At 72.2% G+C, this 15,997-nt stretch carries 18 protein-coding genes; 12 read left to right on the top strand and 6 right to left on the bottom strand.

The window, feature by feature from the left end; genetic code table 11:
• Nucleotides 1-2: 2 nt before the first annotated feature.
• The gene (locus tag ACTWO6_RS26305) at nt 3-185 is read right to left on the bottom strand and encodes a hypothetical protein (RefSeq protein ID WP_446216444.1); all 183 of its coding nucleotides are present in this window, start codon (nt 183-185) and stop codon (nt 3-5) included.
• Between the two features lie 159 nt (nt 186-344).
• On the opposite strand from ACTWO6_RS26305, the gene ACTWO6_RS26300 reads away from it, so the two are divergent.
• Nucleotides 345-554, top strand: a complete 210-nt coding sequence (locus ACTWO6_RS26300) for a helix-turn-helix transcriptional regulator (protein WP_200215390.1) — start codon at nt 345-347, stop codon at nt 552-554.
• A gap of 47 nt (nt 555-601) precedes the next feature.
• Here ACTWO6_RS26300 and ACTWO6_RS26295 read toward each other — a convergent pair whose 3' ends face one another.
• Nucleotides 602-1,894: a hypothetical protein gene (locus ACTWO6_RS26295; RefSeq protein WP_446216443.1), complete on the bottom strand. Its 1,293-nt coding sequence runs from the start codon at nt 1,892-1,894 to the stop codon at nt 602-604.
• Nucleotides 1,895-2,246: 352 nt separating this feature from the next.
• Between ACTWO6_RS26295 and holA the strand changes: the two genes are divergently transcribed.
• Both holA and ACTWO6_RS26285 read left to right on the top strand, forming a co-directional pair.
• Complete coding sequence (holA, locus tag ACTWO6_RS26290; RefSeq protein ID WP_446220769.1) at nt 2,247-3,227, top strand: DNA polymerase III subunit delta; 981 nt, start codon at nt 2,247-2,249, stop codon at nt 3,225-3,227.
• Nucleotides 3,224-3,703, top strand: a complete 480-nt coding sequence (locus ACTWO6_RS26285) for a hypothetical protein (protein WP_446216442.1) — start codon at nt 3,224-3,226, stop codon at nt 3,701-3,703. The genes holA and ACTWO6_RS26285 overlap by 4 nt, the downstream gene beginning before the upstream one ends.
• Before the next feature lie 132 nt (nt 3,704-3,835).
• Here the strand turns inward: ACTWO6_RS26285 and rpsT are convergent, their stop codons facing one another.
• Nucleotides 3,836-4,102 carry a 30S ribosomal protein S20 gene (gene rpsT / locus ACTWO6_RS26280; protein ID WP_446216441.1) on the bottom strand — a complete coding sequence of 89 codons (267 nt, stop codon included), beginning with the start codon at nt 4,100-4,102 and terminating at the stop codon, nt 3,836-3,838.
• Nucleotides 4,103-4,215: 113 nt separating this feature from the next.
• Nucleotides 4,216-5,226, bottom strand: coding sequence for a phosphotransferase (locus ACTWO6_RS26275; protein ID WP_446216440.1), 1,011 nt, complete (start codon nt 5,224-5,226; stop codon nt 4,216-4,218).
• Nucleotides 5,227-5,300: 74 nt separating this feature from the next.
• Between ACTWO6_RS26275 and ACTWO6_RS26270 the strand changes: the two genes are divergently transcribed.
• From ACTWO6_RS26270 to ACTWO6_RS26235, 8 genes are all read left to right on the top strand, one after another.
• Nucleotides 5,301-5,837 carry a DUF4240 domain-containing protein gene (locus ACTWO6_RS26270; protein WP_446216439.1) on the top strand — a complete coding sequence of 179 codons (537 nt, stop codon included), beginning with the start codon at nt 5,301-5,303 and terminating at the stop codon, nt 5,835-5,837.
• Nucleotides 5,838-5,956: 119 nt separating this feature from the next.
• A complete protein-coding gene (gene lepA, locus ACTWO6_RS26265) occupies nt 5,957-7,834 on the top strand; it encodes a translation elongation factor 4 (RefSeq protein WP_446216438.1) in 1,878 nt (625 codons plus the stop codon).
• Between the two features lie 247 nt (nt 7,835-8,081).
• A complete protein-coding gene (locus ACTWO6_RS26260) occupies nt 8,082-8,369 on the top strand; it encodes a GlsB/YeaQ/YmgE family stress response membrane protein (protein ID WP_406041860.1) in 288 nt (95 codons plus the stop codon).
• A 241-nt stretch (nt 8,370-8,610) separates the two neighbouring features.
• Entirely contained in the window at nt 8,611-8,895 is a 285-nt protein-coding gene (locus tag ACTWO6_RS26255; RefSeq protein WP_130339073.1) for a GlsB/YeaQ/YmgE family stress response membrane protein, read from the top strand.
• A gap of 233 nt (nt 8,896-9,128) precedes the next feature.
• A complete protein-coding gene (locus ACTWO6_RS26250) occupies nt 9,129-10,421 on the top strand; it encodes a sugar ABC transporter substrate-binding protein (protein WP_446216437.1) in 1,293 nt (430 codons plus the stop codon).
• Nucleotides 10,418-11,404 (top strand): carbohydrate ABC transporter permease, encoded by a 987-nt coding sequence (locus ACTWO6_RS26245; protein ID WP_446216436.1) that lies wholly within the window; start codon nt 10,418-10,420, stop codon nt 11,402-11,404. Before ACTWO6_RS26250 ends, ACTWO6_RS26245 begins: the two co-directional genes overlap by 4 nt.
• Nucleotides 11,401-12,231, top strand: coding sequence for a carbohydrate ABC transporter permease (locus ACTWO6_RS26240; protein WP_446216435.1), 831 nt, complete (start codon nt 11,401-11,403; stop codon nt 12,229-12,231). The genes ACTWO6_RS26245 and ACTWO6_RS26240 overlap by 4 nt, the downstream gene beginning before the upstream one ends.
• Before the next feature lie 44 nt (nt 12,232-12,275).
• Nucleotides 12,276-12,920, top strand: a complete 645-nt coding sequence (locus ACTWO6_RS26235) for an MOSC domain-containing protein (protein WP_446216434.1) — start codon at nt 12,276-12,278, stop codon at nt 12,918-12,920.
• 19 nt (nt 12,921-12,939) lie between these two features.
• Here the strand turns inward: ACTWO6_RS26235 and ACTWO6_RS26230 are convergent, their stop codons facing one another.
• On the bottom strand, nt 12,940-13,803 hold the full coding sequence (locus ACTWO6_RS26230) for a hypothetical protein (protein ID WP_446216433.1): 864 nt from the start codon (nt 13,801-13,803) through the stop codon (nt 12,940-12,942).
• A 117-nt stretch (nt 13,804-13,920) separates the two neighbouring features.
• On the bottom strand, nt 13,921-14,730 hold the full coding sequence (locus ACTWO6_RS26225) for an enoyl-CoA hydratase-related protein (protein WP_446216432.1): 810 nt from the start codon (nt 14,728-14,730) through the stop codon (nt 13,921-13,923).
• A gap of 19 nt (nt 14,731-14,749) precedes the next feature.
• Between ACTWO6_RS26225 and hemW the strand changes: the two genes are divergently transcribed.
• Complete coding sequence (gene hemW, locus ACTWO6_RS26220; protein ID WP_446216431.1) at nt 14,750-15,973, top strand: radical SAM family heme chaperone HemW; 1,224 nt, start codon at nt 14,750-14,752, stop codon at nt 15,971-15,973.
• Nucleotides 15,974-15,997 lie beyond the last annotated feature (24 nt).

Here is a 15,997-nt window from a genome sequence, read left to right as displayed (position 1 = left end):
CGTTAGCTCCGCACGCGGTGCGCCTTGACCACCCCGATCGCCCACGCGAGCATGTCGCACCCGTTGTCCCGGCACTGCCCACAGCGGCCAGTGGCCCGGTGCGGGTTGGCCGGCTCGGAGTGCGCCGTGATCACCCGCTTGGCCGTCCAGAGCACGAGTGCCGGGGTGATCGGTCCGTCATCCATGGGCATGGTCGGTCCCTCCGTAGAAACGGCGGACCCCGGCCACGGAGACCAGTCACGTAGCCGGGGTGCCTTCGCCACCCACCGTGACCTGTCATACCCGTCAGTGTCAAGTCCGACAGGTGTCAGATATGACAGTCTCGCGTTGCATAGCGTCGATCCATGGTCCGGAAGCTGTACGGCAGCGCAGAGCTACAGGAACGCCTCCAGGTGTCCCGCGCTCGGGTCGTGCAGATCACGAGCCGGCCCGACTTCCCGGAGCCGTTCGATCGGCTGGCCGGGGGAGCGGTGTGGCTCGTGGAGGACGTGGAGGCGTGGATCACGGAGCACCGGCCGCACCAGGCGCGAGGCGCTGACCCGGACGCGCAGTGAAACGGCCCTGACCCCTCCGCAGGGTCCGGGCCGTTCGTCCAGGTGGCTCAGGCTTTCTGAGCCGTCTTCGCCTTGCTGGCCTTCGCCGCGTGGCGCTCCAGCCCGGCCAGCGCGGTGGCCGCGCGCTCCCGGCTCCGCCTGGCCGCCTCCACGGCGTTACCGATGATCATGGATCCGGCGGAGAACAGGCGGCCGGAGTTGGCCTGCTCCACGGTCTGCCGCACCCGATCGATCTCTGCCAGGTTCTCCACCGCAGCCTCCAGCTCCGCCACCACGAGGTCCAGGCGCGCCAGCCCGGCCGCGGCCTGGCCGTGGAGGTAGGTCAGCCACTCGTCCCGGCGCTCCGCGATCCCGGCGGCCACCTCGCGGCGCACCTTGTCCACCGCGTCCCGGGTGCCGTCCGCCACCGCCTGCGTGGCTTCCGTCGCTTCCTGCCGCTCGCGGACCATCCGGGCCACCTCCGCCGCGTCCAGCGCCTTGCCGGACATGGCAGCCTCCGTCGCGAGCCGCCGGACCTCCATGTGACCCTGTGCCGCTGCGGCCTGCGCCTTGCGCGCCTCGCTGCCGAGCCGGGTGGCCTCCGTCGCGAGCGTGCCGAGCCTGGCCAGGTCCGCCCGGGTGGCCGGGTGGACGTGCCGGTCCGGGATCACACCCACCCCGGGCACGGACAGCGGCTCACCCTGCCACGCGGCCGGAGCCTTGCTGCCCGGCGCGGCCGGCTGGAGGGTGCCCGGCGCGGGCGGGAACGGCTCGGTGAGCGCGTACAGGTCGTCCCACCGGCCAGCCTTCGCCAGCTTGCGTGCCTGCCGCTCTCCGGCCGCGTCCGCGTGCGGGCACTGGTGCGCGTTGCCCTGCTCCGCTGCCACGCCGTTCTCCGGCACGGTGCCGTGTCCATACATGGCGATCCCACCCTGCTGGCCGAGCCGGTGGACTCGCGCCGGGCTCGCGGTGACACCGCTCAGGCCGGAGAGGCTGAAGGACTCCGGCGCGCAGGTGCACCCGTCCGGCATGTTCCCGGACTCGGTGGCGTAGACCGTCATGGCGGCCAAGAGTTGATCCGCACCCACCGTGTGGCTCTCCTGCGTGTCCACGATCCAGACGGCCAGGGAGGTGGCGTACCGCACGCGCTTGTCGGTCGGGTAGATGGTCATCGGGAAGCCTCCATGAGTCGGGTCCAGGCGGCTTCCGCCGCGTCGGTGGCGCAGTCCGGGCAAGTAGCCCCGGGTCTGCGCCTTTCGCTTGCCACGGGCCGGCTCCGGGGCCGGCTCGCCCATCTGCTCCAGGTCCTCGCGAGGCTGTTCCGCCGCCTTGTCCAACGCCGCGCGCTCCACGTCGGTCACCCGGGACGGGAGCATGGAGCCGCGGTGGGTCCGGCACTTCCGGAGCGGGCCACGTCCGGCCGCAGTAGCGGGCCCACTGGCCGGCTCCGTGCCGCTTATGGTGGTGACGGACGGCAGCCTTGACACCCCCGGCGGCCATGCCCATCGGTTCGCCGCAGCAAGCACGTGCTGGCGGCGGTGCCGGCCGGCCTCCACTCGACCAGCGACGACCCGACGGAGTGGCCGACCAATCGAGGCGGCTTGTTGCTATAACGGGTGGGATCAACTCAAATGTCGGGATTCGCGCTGAGTGCGGGCTGTGGCGTCACAGTCGCCGATGACCAGGCCTGATCCGGTCGAGGGCCGTGCGAATATGGGCGGCGTGACCCCCGCCAGCCTGCCCCCCATTCTGCTCGTCCTCGGCGACGAGGAGCTGCTCGCCACGCGCGCGGTCAGCGAAGCCGTCGCCAAGGCGCGCGCCGTCGACCCGGGCGTGGACGTCCGGGAGTACCAGGCCAGCGCCGTGGCGGTGGGGGAGATCGCCGAGATGCTCAGCCCGTCGCTCTTCGGCGGCCGGCGGGTGCTCGTGCTCCACGCCGGGCAGGATGCCCGGAAGGACCTGGTCGCCGCGCTGCTGGCGTACGCGAAGAACCCCGACCCCGAGGTGCAGCTCGTCGTGCTGCACCTCGGCGGTGCGAAGGGGAAGGCCTTCGCCGACGGGCTGCGCGCGGCCGGTGCGACCGTGGTGCCGGCGGCCAAGCTCAAGGGGCACCGGGACCGGGTCGCCTTCGTCCGGGACGAGATCCGCCGGGGCGGCGGCCGGTGCACCGACGACGCCGCCGAGGCGCTCATCGCCGCCGTCGGCACCGACCTGCGGGAACTCGCCGCCGCCTGCTCGCAGCTCATCGCCGACACCGACGGCCGGATCGGGGCCGACACGGTGGCCCGCTACTACCGCGGCCGGGTCGAGGTGACCGGCTTCACCGTCGCCGACGCGACCATGGTCGGTGACGTCCCCGCCGCGCTGGAGGCGCTGCGCTGGGCGCTGCACGTCGGCGTCGACCCGGTGCCGATCGCCGACGCGCTCGCCGACGGGGTGCGCACGGTGGCCCGGGTGGCCTCCGCCGGGCGGGGCAGCCCCTACCAGCTGGCCAGCAGCCTCGGCATGCCGGCCTGGAAGATCGAGCGGGCGCAGCGGCAGGGGCGGGGCTGGACGCCGGAGGGCCTGGTGCAGGCGATGCGCGCGGCCGCCGAGTGCAACGCGGCCGTCAAGGGCGGCGCCGACGACCGGGCGTACGCGCTGGAGCGGGCGGTCTTCTCGGTCGCCGCCGCCCGGCAGGGCGGCGGCCGGTGACCGGATCCCCCCGTATGGGCTGGGCGACGATCCCCACCGACCAGGAGCGGTACCGGCCGCTGTACGCCCGGCTCCTCGGTCTGCGCTTCGTCAACCCGGGCGGGGTGTTGTGCTTCCTCTTCTTCGAGGGCTCGGTCGCGCTCGCCGTGCTGCTCGCCCTCGCCGAGCTGGTCAGCTGGTGGGCGGTGCTGGTGCTGCCGGCTGCGGTGGCCGCGATGGTGAAGCTCAACGACATGGTCGCCGAGGTGGTGGTCCGCACCGCGGCGCTGGTGCCGGAGCAGGAACGGGACCGGTTCCGCCGGCAGATGGAGCCGGTGGTCGGCCGGGCCCGCGTGCCGTCCGCCCCGCGCGCGCTCCCCGGGGTGGTCCAGGCCTCCGACCCGACGCTGCGGGCCGCCCGCCCCGGCGACCAGGTCGTCCGGTACGACGAGGGCGCCACGTGGGCGGACCCGGTCCGGCGCGACCCGATGCGCTGACCCGACCGGCGGGGTGGACCGGGTGCGGCCCGAACCTGGACAGTGGCGCCGGGCCGGGATTCGTCCGGAGACGCAGACAGCCGGAAGCCCCGGGTCTGTGCCCGGGGCTTCCGGCAGGTCTACAGGCGCTCGTCAGGCCGAGAACGAGGCGACGCGCTGGGCGATCGCCGACTTCCGGTTCGCCGCCTGGTTGGCGTGGATGACGCCCTTGCTGGCGGCCTTGTCCAGCTTGCGGGCGGCGTCACGCATGAGGATGGTGGCCTGCTCGGCGTCACCGGCCTCCGCAGCCTCGTTGAACTTGCGGATGGCGGTCTTCAGCGACGACTTGACCGACTTGTTACGCAGCCGGCGCTTCTCGTTCTGCCGGTTGCGCTTGATCTGGGACTTGATGTTCGCCACGCGACAGCCTCGTCTTGATAGCTCGGTTGGGTCTGCTTCCACGCGCGACGTGCATGCGTCATCGCTGCGCGAAGAGCCAGGTTACCAGGTCGGCCGGGACGAGCCAAAACGGCTCAGCGCCAGCCCCGCCGGGCGGCCAGCCAGCCGAGCGCCTGCTCGCCGCTCCACCGCTGGTGGGCGCGGATGTGCGGCGACGCGGAGGACGGGCCGGCTGCCGCGCTGGTGAGGAGGTAGCCGGACAGTGCGGCCAGGGTCACGTCCAGCGCGTCCGGCGGCGCGCCGGCCGCCGCCGGATGGGTGGCGAACGCCTCGTCCGCGTCCAGGCCGCTGGCGTACGCGGTGATCAGCAGGCCGGCCAGGTCGAACCAGGCCGGCCCGTGGCAGAGCCAGTTCCAGTCGCAGATCCAGGCCCGGCCGGCGGTGTCGATCAGCACGTTGTCCACCCGCAGGTCGCAGTGGATCAACCCGGTCGACGGGTGGGTCGACCCGGCGGGTGGGGCGTCCGCGTACGCCGGGAGGCGGGACTCCAGGGCCACCAGCTCCGGGAGCCGGTCCCGCGCCCACGCCGGTAGCTCCGGCGCCGGTTCCCGGCCGGCCGCCACCTCGCCCCACCACAGGATGTCGTCCCGGGCCAGGTCGGCGAGGCGGGGCAGCCCGAGCGCCACCAGCTCCGCGGGCGGGTCGGCGAGCGCGGCCGCCACGTCGGCGTACGCGGCCAGGGTGGCGTCCAGCTCGGCCGGGTCCCAGGGCAGGCGCGGCGTCCGACCGTCCACCGCGTCGAGGCAGAGCGCGTACCAGCCGGCCTCGCTCAGCGCCCAGCGCGGGCGGGGGACCGGCAGGCCGGCGGGGAGCCGGGCCAGGATCGCCGCCTCGTGGGCGTACCAGTCGACGAGGTGCCGCTGCTCGGTCAGCGAGGCCGCCTTCAGGAAGGTCCGCGCGCCGTCGGCGGTCTCCAGCACCGCGGCGAAGCCCCGGGTGAAGCCGGCGCCGGCCACCCGGACCGCGACCGGTGCGCCGCCGAGCCGGGCCACGACCGCGTCCCGCAGGCCGGGCGGCAGCGCGGCCCAGTCGGGGCGGACGGCGGTCGCCTCGTACGGCACCGGGGGCAGCGAGATCGCGGGCACCCGCCCATGCTGCCCGACCGGCGCCCGGTCGTGCCGGCAGTGCGGTGTCGGTCGGCTCTGCCAGACTGCCAGCCATGCGGACCGACGACTTCTGGCAGCTGATCGACCGGGCCCGGGAGGGCGGCGGGGGAGAGCCCGACGCCATCGCCGCCCGGGCGGTCGCCCTGCTCGCCGAGCGGGACCCGGACGACATCCTCGGATACGCCCACCACCAGCGGCGGGTGCTCGCCGCGTCGTACCGGGTGGACCTGTGGGGCGCGGCCTATCTGATCAACGGGGGCGCCTCCGACGACGGCTTCGAGTACTTCCGCGGCTGGCTGATGACCCAGGGCCGGGCGGTGTTCGCCAGGGCGGTCGCCGACCCCGACTCCCTCGCCGAGCTGCCCCGGGTCCGGTCCGCCGCGCTCAGCGGCGAGGAGTTCCAGTGCGCGGACATGCTCGCGGTGCCCTGGGAGGCGTACCGGAAGGCGACCGCGGCCGAGCTGCCGGCGGACCGTGACCCGGTGCCCGTGCCCGATTTGAACGACTTCTGGGACTTCGACGACGAGGAGGAGGCCCGGCGCCGGCTGCCCCGGCTCGCCGCCCTCTTCGTCGAGCCGCCGGAGGAGTGACCGGCCCGGGGTCCGGCGGCAGCCAGGAGTGATCGGACCGCGTCCGGGGCGACGTGGGAGCATAGAGGGGGCCGGCGGCGTGCCGGCCCGCTCACGTCAGCCGACCAGAACGGACCGCTGTGCCACCGACGCTCGATCCCGGCGCGAACGCTCCTGGTGCCACCGACCCGGCGCGCATCAGGAACTTCGGCATCATCGCCCACATCGACCACGGAAAGTCGACGTTGGCCGACCGGATGCTGCAGCTCACCGGCGTGGTCGACCCCCGGCAGATGCGTGCCCAGTACCTCGACCGGATGGACATCGAGCGCGAGCGCGGCATCACCATCAAGAGCCAGGCCGTCCGCATGCCGTGGACCATCCGGGAGGGTGACCGGGCCGGCGAGCAGGCCGTGCTCAACATGATCGACACCCCGGGCCACGTCGACTTCACCTACGAGGTGTCCCGGTCCCTGGCGGCCTGCGAGGGTGCGATCCTGCTGGTGGACGCCGCGCAGGGCATCGAGGCGCAGACCCTGGCCAACCTCTACCTCGCGCTCGAGAACGACCTGCGCATCATCCCGGTGCTCAACAAGATCGACCTGCCGGCCGCCCAGCCGGAGAAGTACGCCGAGGAGCTGGCGCACCTGATCGGCGGCGACCCGGCCGACTGCATCAGGGTCTCCGGCAAGACCGGCGAGGGCGTGCCGTACCTGCTTGACGAGATCGTCCGGCAGTTCACGCCGCCGGTCGGCGACGCCGACGCGCCCGCCCGGGCGATGATCTTCGATTCGGTGTACGACGTCTACCGGGGCGTGGTCACCTACGTCCGGGTGATCGACGGCCTGATCAGTGCCCGGGACCGGATCAAGATGATGTCCACCGGTGCGGTGCACGAGCTGCTGGAGATCGGGGTGATCTCGCCGGAGATGCAGAAGGCCGGCGCGCTCGGCGTCGGCGAGGTGGGTTACCTGATCACCGGCGTGAAGGACGTGCGCCAGTCCCGGGTCGGTGACACCGTCACCATCAACTCCCGGCCGGCTACGCAGGCCCTGGGCGGCTACAAGGACCCGAAGCCGATGGTCTACTCCGGCCTCTACCCGATCGACGGGTCCGACTACCCGAACCTGCGCGAGGCGCTGGACAAGCTCAAGCTCAACGACGCCGCGCTCGACTACGAGCCGGAGACGTCGGGGGCGCTCGGCTTCGGCTTCCGCTGCGGCTTCCTCGGCCTGCTGCACCTGGAGATCATCCGGGAGCGGTTGGAGCGCGAGTACAACCTCGACCTGATCTCCACCGCGCCGAACGTGGTCTACCGGGCCCTCACGGAGGACGGTCAGGAGATCGTCGTGACCAACCCGAGCGAGTACCCGACGGGCAAGATCGCCGAGGTCTACGAGCCGGTCGTCCGCGCCACGGTGCTGACCCCGAACGACTACGTGGGCGCGGTGATGGAGCTGTGCCAGGGCCGCCGGGGCAGCCTGCTCGGGATGGACTACCTCTCCGCGGACCGGGTGGAGCTGCGCTACACGCTGCCCCTCGCGGAGATCATCTTCGACTTCTTCGACCAGCTCAAGAGCCGGACCAAGGGCTACGCCTCGCTGGACTACGAGCCCTCCGGGGAGCAGGCCTCCGACCTGGTCAAGGTCGACATCCTGCTGCACGGCGAGCCGGTGGACGCGTTCAGCGCGATCGTGCACAAGGACAAGGCGTACAACTACGGCGTCAGCATCGCGGCGAAGCTGCGCAACCTGATCCCGCGCCAGCAGTTCGAGGTGCCGATCCAGGCCGCCATCGGCAGCCGCGTGATCGCCCGGGAGACCATCCGGGCGATCCGCAAGGACGTGCTCGCGAAGTGCTACGGCGGTGACATCAGCCGAAAGCGCAAGCTGCTGGAGAAGCAGAAGGAAGGCAAGAAGCGGATGAAGATGGTGGGCCGGGTGGAGGTCCCGCAGGAGGCCTTCATCGCCGCCCTCTCGTCGGACTCCGGGGACGGCAAGGTTCCCGGCAAGAAGTAGCCCGCTCCGTTCGCGGTCGTACCGCCGAAGATTTTTGCCGATCCCGGACGCCCGCGCCGGACCGGCCGGCATCCGCTCCCACCTGCGAGATTCCACCCGCGACCCGAACCGACGCGCGACCCGGACATTGACGTCGCACGACCTCGGCGCGATTGAGCCGGTTTGGATTTTTGACCGGTCGGGCACTTAACGGTCACGACAGGAACCACACAGACCGTGTGAAAACTTCTTGAGAAGGAGGGCGACCGTGGAGCTCACCGTGTGGGGCATCATCACCGCCATCGTTGTTGGTCTCATCGTCGGCGCTCTGGGCCGCCTGGTCGTTCCGGGTCGCCAGAACATGCCGATCTGGCTGCACATGCTGATCGGTATCGGCGCCGCGCTGCTCGGTACGGTCATCGCCCGGGCGCTGGGCATCGCCACCGAGACCGCCGGTATCGACTGGATGGAACTGCTGGTCCAGGTCGTGGTGGCCGCCATCGCCGTCGCCCTGGTGGCCGGCGTGGGTCGTCGCCGGAGCGTCTCCCGGTACTGACACACCTGAACGTCTGAAGCGGGCGCCCGACCGGAAGGTCGGGCGCCCGCTTCGCGTCCTGCCCGGGCCGTCCGCCCCCCGACCACGCCGATGGCCGCGAGAAAGGGGTGTCCGACGATTCGACGGCCGACAAAGCGTTCGTCACCGGAGTCGGTTTGGTTTTCCGGCCGGTCGGGCACATAGCGGTCACGACAGGAACCACACGACACCGTGTGACTCGATTACTGAAAGGGGAGCGACCGTGGAGCTCACCGTATGGGGCATCATCACCGCGCTCATCGTCGGTCTCATCGTCGGCGCTCTGGGCCGCCTGGTCGTACCGGGCCGTCAGAACATGCCGATGTGGCTGCACATGCTGATCGGCGTCGGCGCCGCGCTGCTCGGCACGATCGTCGCGCGCGCCTCCGGCTTCGCCGACACGGCCGGCATCGACTGGCGGGAGCTGCTGCTGCAGGTCCTGTTCGCCGCCATCGCCGTGGCCCTGGTGGCCGGCCTGGGTCGTCGCCGGAGCGTCTCCCGGTACTGACCCGCACCTCGTTCGCTGACGCGGGCGCCCGACCCTCCGGTCGGGCGCCCGCGTCGTGCGTGCCGCCCCTGATGCCCGCGAGCTGCCCGTACGGCACGCTTGCCCGCGCCCCCGCCCCCTGCGATACCGTCGCCTCGCCCGGCCCGCACGGCTACCCCCTGTCGTAAAGGATTTTTTCCTACTAAGGTGCGGCGGAGAAGGTTAGTGCCGGGCGGCGCGAGGGAGATATGGGCGTGAACAGGTGGAAGCAGCTGGCGCCGGTCACCGCCATCGTGGCCTCGGCCGCGATGGTGCTCGCCGGCTGCGGTGGCTCGGGTGACGACGACAAGGCCGCGGACAACAGCAAGCTGACGGTCTGGATGATGGGTGAGGGCGGCGACGCCCAGACCGCGTTCCTCGACGGAGTCGAGGCCGAATTCAAGAAGAAGCACCCCGAGACGGACGTGGTCGTCCAGTACATCCCGTGGCTCGAAGCGCCGAAGAAGTTCCAGGCGGCGCTCGCCGGCGGCGAGGGACCGGACGTCACCGAGCTCGGCAACACCGAGACCCAGGGCTGGGCGGCGCAGGAGGCCCTCGCCGACGTCACCGACAAGTTCAACGGCTGGTCCGAGGGTAAGGACATCCTCCCCGGCCTGGTCCAGAACGCCCAGCTCGACGGCAAGCAGTACGGCGTGCCGTGGTACGCCGGCGTGCGCGCCATCTACTACCGCACCGACTGGTTCGCCGAGGCCGGCGTGAAGCCGCCGACGACCTGGGACGAGCTGGTCACCACCGCCAAGGCCGTCCAGGCGAAGAAGCCCGGCACCTACGGCATCGCCCTGCCCGGCAACTCCGAGCTGCCGTTCTACTCCTTCCTCTGGGCCGCCGGCGGCGAGATCGCCACCAAGGACGGCGACACCTGGAAGTCCGGTTACAACACGCCGGAGGCGCAGAAGGCGGTCAAGTTCTGGACCGACCTGGTCACCGTGCACAAGGTGGCCCCGCCGGCCGCCGCCGGCTGGAACGAGGTCGACGCCCGCACCCAGTTCGCCACCGGCAAGGCGGCGATGGCCTTCGCCGGCAGCTGGCAGGGCGGCGCGATGAAGAAGGACAACCCCGAGATCGAGAAGGTGTGGGGCACGTTCCCCATCCCCGGCCCGGACGGCAAGCCGGCCCCGGCCTTCGCGGGCGGCTCCGACATCGCCCTCTGGAAGGACAGCAAGCGGCAGGCCCTGGCCTGGGACTACCTGACCGTGCTGCTGAGCAAGCAGAAGGACCAGGAGTTCGCCAGCAGCTTGAACTTCTTCCCGGTCTACAAGGATCTGGTCGGCGGCGGCAACTACGCCAACGACAAGGTGATGGCCGCGTTCGCCACCACCATGCAGAACACCAAGCTGACCCCGCTCACCCCGAAGTGGGTCGAGGTCAGCCGGACCAAGACGGTGACCCAGGCGATGAACAGCTCGGTCATCAAGGGTCAGAAGACGGTCGAGAAGGCCACCGCCGACGCGGCCACCGAGATGGAAGGCATTTTGAACAGCAAGTGAGCTTACTGACCAAGAGCACCGGGACGGCCGCCGCGCGGGAAACCCCCGCGCGGCGGCGGCCCCGCGTGGACCGCCTGCCGTACCTGCTGCTCCTGCCCTGCCTGGTGATCATCGGGGTACTGCTGCTCTGGCCCCTCGGCCAGGTGGTGGGCATGTCCTTCTACAAGCTGGACAGCGTTCGGCAGCTGCGCGGGGACCGCGAGTGGCCCTGGGTGGGATTCGCCAACTACGCCCAGATCCTCGGCGACCCGTTCTTCCGTACGGTGCTGCGCAACACGGTGCTCTTCGCCGCGGCCAACGTGGTGCTGACCATGATCCTCGGCACCCTGGTCGGGCTGCTGCTCAATCGGCTGGGCAAGCGGATGGCCACCTTCGTCGCCAGTTGCGTGATGCTGGCCTGGGCCACCCCGGCGCTGACCGGCACCATCGTCTGGAAGTGGATCTTCGACGACACCAGCGGCCTGGTCACCTGGCTGTTCAACAAGCTTCCCGACGGGCTCTCCACCGCCCTCTTCGGGCGCAGCGACTGGACCGGCTACGGCTGGTTCAACGACCCGCTGCTGTTCTTCTCGATCCTGACCCTGGTGGTGGTCTGGCACTCGTTCCCGTTCATCGCGGTCAGCGTGCTGGCCGGTCTGAAGAGCGTGCCGAGCGAGCTGCAGGAGGCCGCCCGGGTCGACGGCGCCGGGCCGTGGCGGGTCTTCTGGTCGGTCACCTTCCCCACCCTGCGACCGGTCTTCGGCATCCTGGTGGTGCTCTCCACGATCTGGGACTTCAAGGTCTTCACCCAGCAGTTCGTGCTGGCCGGCGGCACCCAGGACCGCTCCACGTTCATGCTCTCCATCTACTCGTACGCGGAGGCGTTCTCGCCACCGCCGAAGTACGGCCTCGGGGCGTCGATCGCGGTGATCCTCACCCTGATCCTGCTCGTGGTGACCGGTGTCTACGTCCGGATGGTGCTCCGGCAGGAGGACGAGTCGTGAAGAAGGTCGCCCTCAACGGCGCCGGCCTGCTGGTCGCCCTCTTCGCGGCCTTCCCGGTCTACTGGATGATCGCCACCTCGCTGAAGCCGAACCGGGAGATCTTCTCGGCCACGCCACGCCCGGTGCCGGCGGAGCCCACCCTGGAGCACTACCGGGAGATCCTCACCGGCAACCTGATCCCGGGCGTTACGTTCGCCGACTTCTTCCTCAACAGCGCCCTGGTCGCGCTGGCGACGGTGCTGCTCAGCGGCCTGGTCGCGCTGCTCGCGGCGACCGCGGTGGCCCGGTTCCGGTTCCGGCTGCGCACCACGTTCCTGATCCTGCTGCTGGTGGTGCAGATGATCCCGCTGGAGGCGCTGGTCATCCCGCTCTTCCTGATGATCCAGCGGCTCGGGCTCTACAACACGCTGCCCAGCCTGATCCTGACCTACCTCGGCTTCTCCCTGCCGTTCGCCGTGTGGATGCTGCGCGGCTTCGTGGCGGCGGTGCCCAAGGAGCTGGAGGAGGCGGCGGCGATCGACGGCGCGAGCCGGGCCCAGACCTTCCGGCGGATCCTCTTCCCGCTGGTCGCCCCGGGGCTGGTCGCCACCAGCATCTTCTCCTTCATCACCGCCTGGAACGAGCTGATCTTCGCGCTGACCTTCATCAACGACCAGGACCGGTACACCCTCCCGGTGGCGATGACCTTCTTCTTCGGGCGGGACGACACCGCCTGGGGGTCGGTGATGGCGGCCTCGACGCTCTTCACCCTGCCGGTGATCGTCTTCTTCCTGCTGGTGCAGCGCCGGATGGTCTCCGGCCTGGTGGCCGGCGCCGTCAAGGGCTGATCACCGGGTGTCCCGCCGATCCGCTCCCGACTAGGCTCACCGCCATGACGGGCAGGCTGGCGGCGGTGAACCTCGCAGTGGTGACCGAGGCGGAGTGGGCGGGCGACCCGAGCGGTCGCACCGGCATCGACAAGCGCCCGGTCGACGGGCCCGTGCTGCTGCGCGTCGACGGGGTGGCCGGCGACTTCATCGGCGAGCGGGCCCACCACGGCGGCCCCGACCAGGCCGTCTACGCCTACGCCGAGGAGGACGCCGACTGGTGGTCGGCCGAGCTGGGCCGCGGCGTCCGGCCCGGCGGCTTCGGCGAGAACCTCACCACGTACGCGGTGGACGTCACCGGGGCGGTCATCGGCGAGCAGTGGGCCATCGGCGACGCGCTGCTCCAGGTCACCAAGCCGCGCACGCCGTGCACCACCTTCGCCGGCTTCTGGGGGATGCCCGACCTGATCAAACGGTTCACCGCCCGGGCCACGCCCGGGGCGTACCTGCGGGTGCTGCGGGAGGGCGAGGTCGGCGCCGGCGACCCGGTCGAGGTGGTGGCGCGCCCGGAGCACGGGGTGACGATCGGCCAGGTGTTCCGGGCGATGAACCTGGAGCCGGAGCTGCTGCCCCGGCTGCTGGACGCCCCGGAGCTGCCCGAGCCGATCCGGGCGAAGGCCCGCCGTCGGCTCTCCGGCAGCCGCCCCTGACCCCGGCCGCGCGTCCGGCCTAGGTGTCCGCGAAGACCTCGGCCAGCACCTGGGTCGGGGCCGCCCGACCGTCGGCCACCTTGGCCCAGGTGCCCTGCTCGGCGGTCCACTCCAGGCCGCCGAAGCGGACCCGCTTCACGCCGTGGTCGTCGGCGTGCGACACCAGCCAGTGGGCGTACCGCCAGCCGTTGCGGCTGTCCGTCGCCGACACCGCCAACCCGGTCAGGTCGGTCGGCGAGGCCACGCCCGGCAACCCCCAGTCGAGGGCCAGCCCCTGGATCAGGGCGGTCGCGGCGGCCTGGCCGCGCATCGCCGGCGTCGGCCCGACCGTGCAGGCCACCGCGCCGGTCGCGTGGCCGAGCAGCGCGCGGGTGAGGACCTGCGACTCGTCCGCCCACTTCTCGTACGCCTCGGGGTAGGCCGACCGCTGCACCCGCTGGGCGGCCTCGGTGACCCGCATCTCCTGCCAGCCCTTGACCTTCTTCAGCGCCGCGTAGAACCGGTTCGCCGCGTACCGCGGGTCCTGGATGTCCTCGGCGGTGCCCCAGCCCTGACTCGGGCGCTGCTGGAACAGGCCGAGCGAGTCCCGGTCGCCGTGGGCCAGGTTCTTCAGGTGCGACTCCTGGTACGCGGTCGCCAGCGCCACCACCACGGCCTGCTCGGGCATCTGCCGCTGCACGCCGATCGCCGCGATGGTGGCCGCGTTGGCCATCTGGTCGGCGCCGAGCACGACCCGGCCGTCGGCCTGGACGGTGCAGGTGCGGCTGGCCGTCGGGAGGCGGAGCTGGTGCCCGACGTGCCGGGCCACGAACCAGATCCCGAGGACGGCGAGGACGGCAACCACCACACCGGCTGCCCCGATTGCCCGAGTTCGCACCCGCACCCCCTGTTCGACAGTCCGCCAAGCGTACGTCCCCCCGAGCGCCGGTCGGGTCGTCCGACCGGTTGCCTCCCGTTCCGTCACCACCCGGCCACCGGGAGCATCCGTCGACGACGCCCGCTAGCTCGCGCTCTCTCCCTGACCACCGTCCAGAGCGGCCACCCATCCGGCTGATCTTTTCTCGCGGAAGGCGAGCACGCCCTCCCGGCCCTCGGCGGAGAGGAAGTACCCGGTGGAGAGGGTGGCCAACTCGGCGATCTCGGCGCGCAGGTCGGTGGCGGCCGGCCGGCGCAGCAGCTCCTTGGCGCCCGCCAGGGCCTTCGGCGCGCCCCGGACCAGCGAGGCGCAGTAGCGCTCCACCGCCGCGTCCAGCCCGTTCGCCGGCACCGCGGCGGTGACCAGGCCGATCTCCGCGGCCCGGCGGCCGTCGAAGGTGTCCCCGGTCAGATACAGCTCGGCGGCGGCCCGGGGGTGCAGCCGGGGCAGCACGGTCGCCGAGATGACCGCCGGGATCACCCCGATCCGCACCTCGGTGAAGGCGAAGGTCGCCTCCTCGGCGCAGACCGCCAGGTCCGCCGCGGCGATCAGCCCCAGCCCGCCGGCCCGGGCCGGGCCGGCCACCTTCGCCAGCACCGGCTTCGGGCACTCCCGTACGGCGACCAGCACGTCGCCCAGCATCCCGGCCGGCACGCTGCCGCTGGCGTACGCGGCGGCGGTCTCCTTCAGGTCCGCCCCGGAGCAGAAGACCGGGCCGGTGTGGTCCAGCACGACGGCCCGGACCGCGTCGTCGGCGACCGCCGCGGCCAGCCCGGCCAGCAGCTCGGTCATCAGCGGGGTGGAGAGCGCGTTGCGGTTGTGCGGGCTGTCCAGGGTGAGGGTGGTCACCCCACGGGCCGTGGCGACCCGCACGAGAGCGTCCGGAGAGGTCATGCCGGGCACACTAGTTGCCATGCCCGGCGCTCTTCCAGAAGGTGAATCCGTCCCGCGTGACGGGTCGTTGCCCGCTGCCGCCACCCGCGCGGTCGGCGCACGCGGTTTCGGCGTGTACGTGCACGTCCCGTTCTGCGCCAGCCGCTGCGGCTACTGCGACTTCAACACGTACACGGCGGCGGAGCTGGGGGGCGGGGCCAGCCGCGAGTCGTATGCCGACACCGTGCTGGCCGAGTTGGCCCTCGCGGGCCGGGTGCTGGGCGACAGCCCGCCGCCGCGGGTGGACACCGTCTTCGTCGGCGGCGGCACGCCCACCCTGCTCCCCGCCGACGACCTGGCCCGCATCCTCGAAGGGATCGACCGCGTCTGGGGGCTGGCCGCCGACGCCGAGGTGACCACCGAGGCCAACCCCGAGTCGGTCACGCCGGAGTCGCTGAAGGCGCTGCGAGCCGCCGGCTACACCCGGATCTCGCTGGGCATGCAGTCCGCCGCGCCGGGGGTGCTGGCGATCCTCGACCGCAAGCACAGCGCGGGCCGGGCCGTCGCCGCCGCCCTCGAGGCGCGCGACGCCGGGTTCGAGCACGTCAACCTCGACCTGATCTACGGCACGCCGGGGGAGCGCGCGGAGGACTTCGCCGCCTCGCTGGACCAGGTGGTCGCGGCCGGGGTCGACCACGTCAGCGCGTACGCCCTGATCGTGGAGGACGGCACCCGGCTGGCCGCGCGGATGCGGCGCGGCGAGCTGCCGTACCCGAGCGACGACGTGGCGGCGGACCGCTACCTGGCCGCGGAGGCCGCTCTCGACGCGGCCGGTTTCTCCTGGTACGAGGTCTCCAACTGGGCCCGCTCGGAGGCGGCCCGGTGCCGGCACAACCTGCTCTACTGGACCGGCGCGGACTGGTGGGGCCTCGGGCCGGGGGCGCACAGCCACGTCGGCGGGGTGCGCTGGTGGAACGTCAAGCACCCGACGACGTACGCCGAGCGGCTCGCCGCCGGTGAGTCGCCCGGCCTGGCCCGGGAGCTGCTCACGCCGGACGAGGCGCACATGGAGGACGTGATGCTGCGGCTGCGGCTCGCCTCCGGGCTGCCGCTGGCTGTGCTCGACGACGCGGGGCGGGCCGGGGCCGAGCGGGCCCTGGCCGGCGGGCTGCTGGCCGCCGCCGAGTACGCGGCCGGCCGGGCGGTGCTCACGCTGCGCGGCCGGCTGCTGGCCGACGCGGTGGTCCGCGACCTGCTGCCCTGACCGCCGGCCGCCCGGCCGACCCGT

Source organism: Micromonospora sp. IBHARD004, from assembly GCF_052814115.1.
This window is presented reverse-complemented; position numbering and strand designations above follow the sequence as displayed.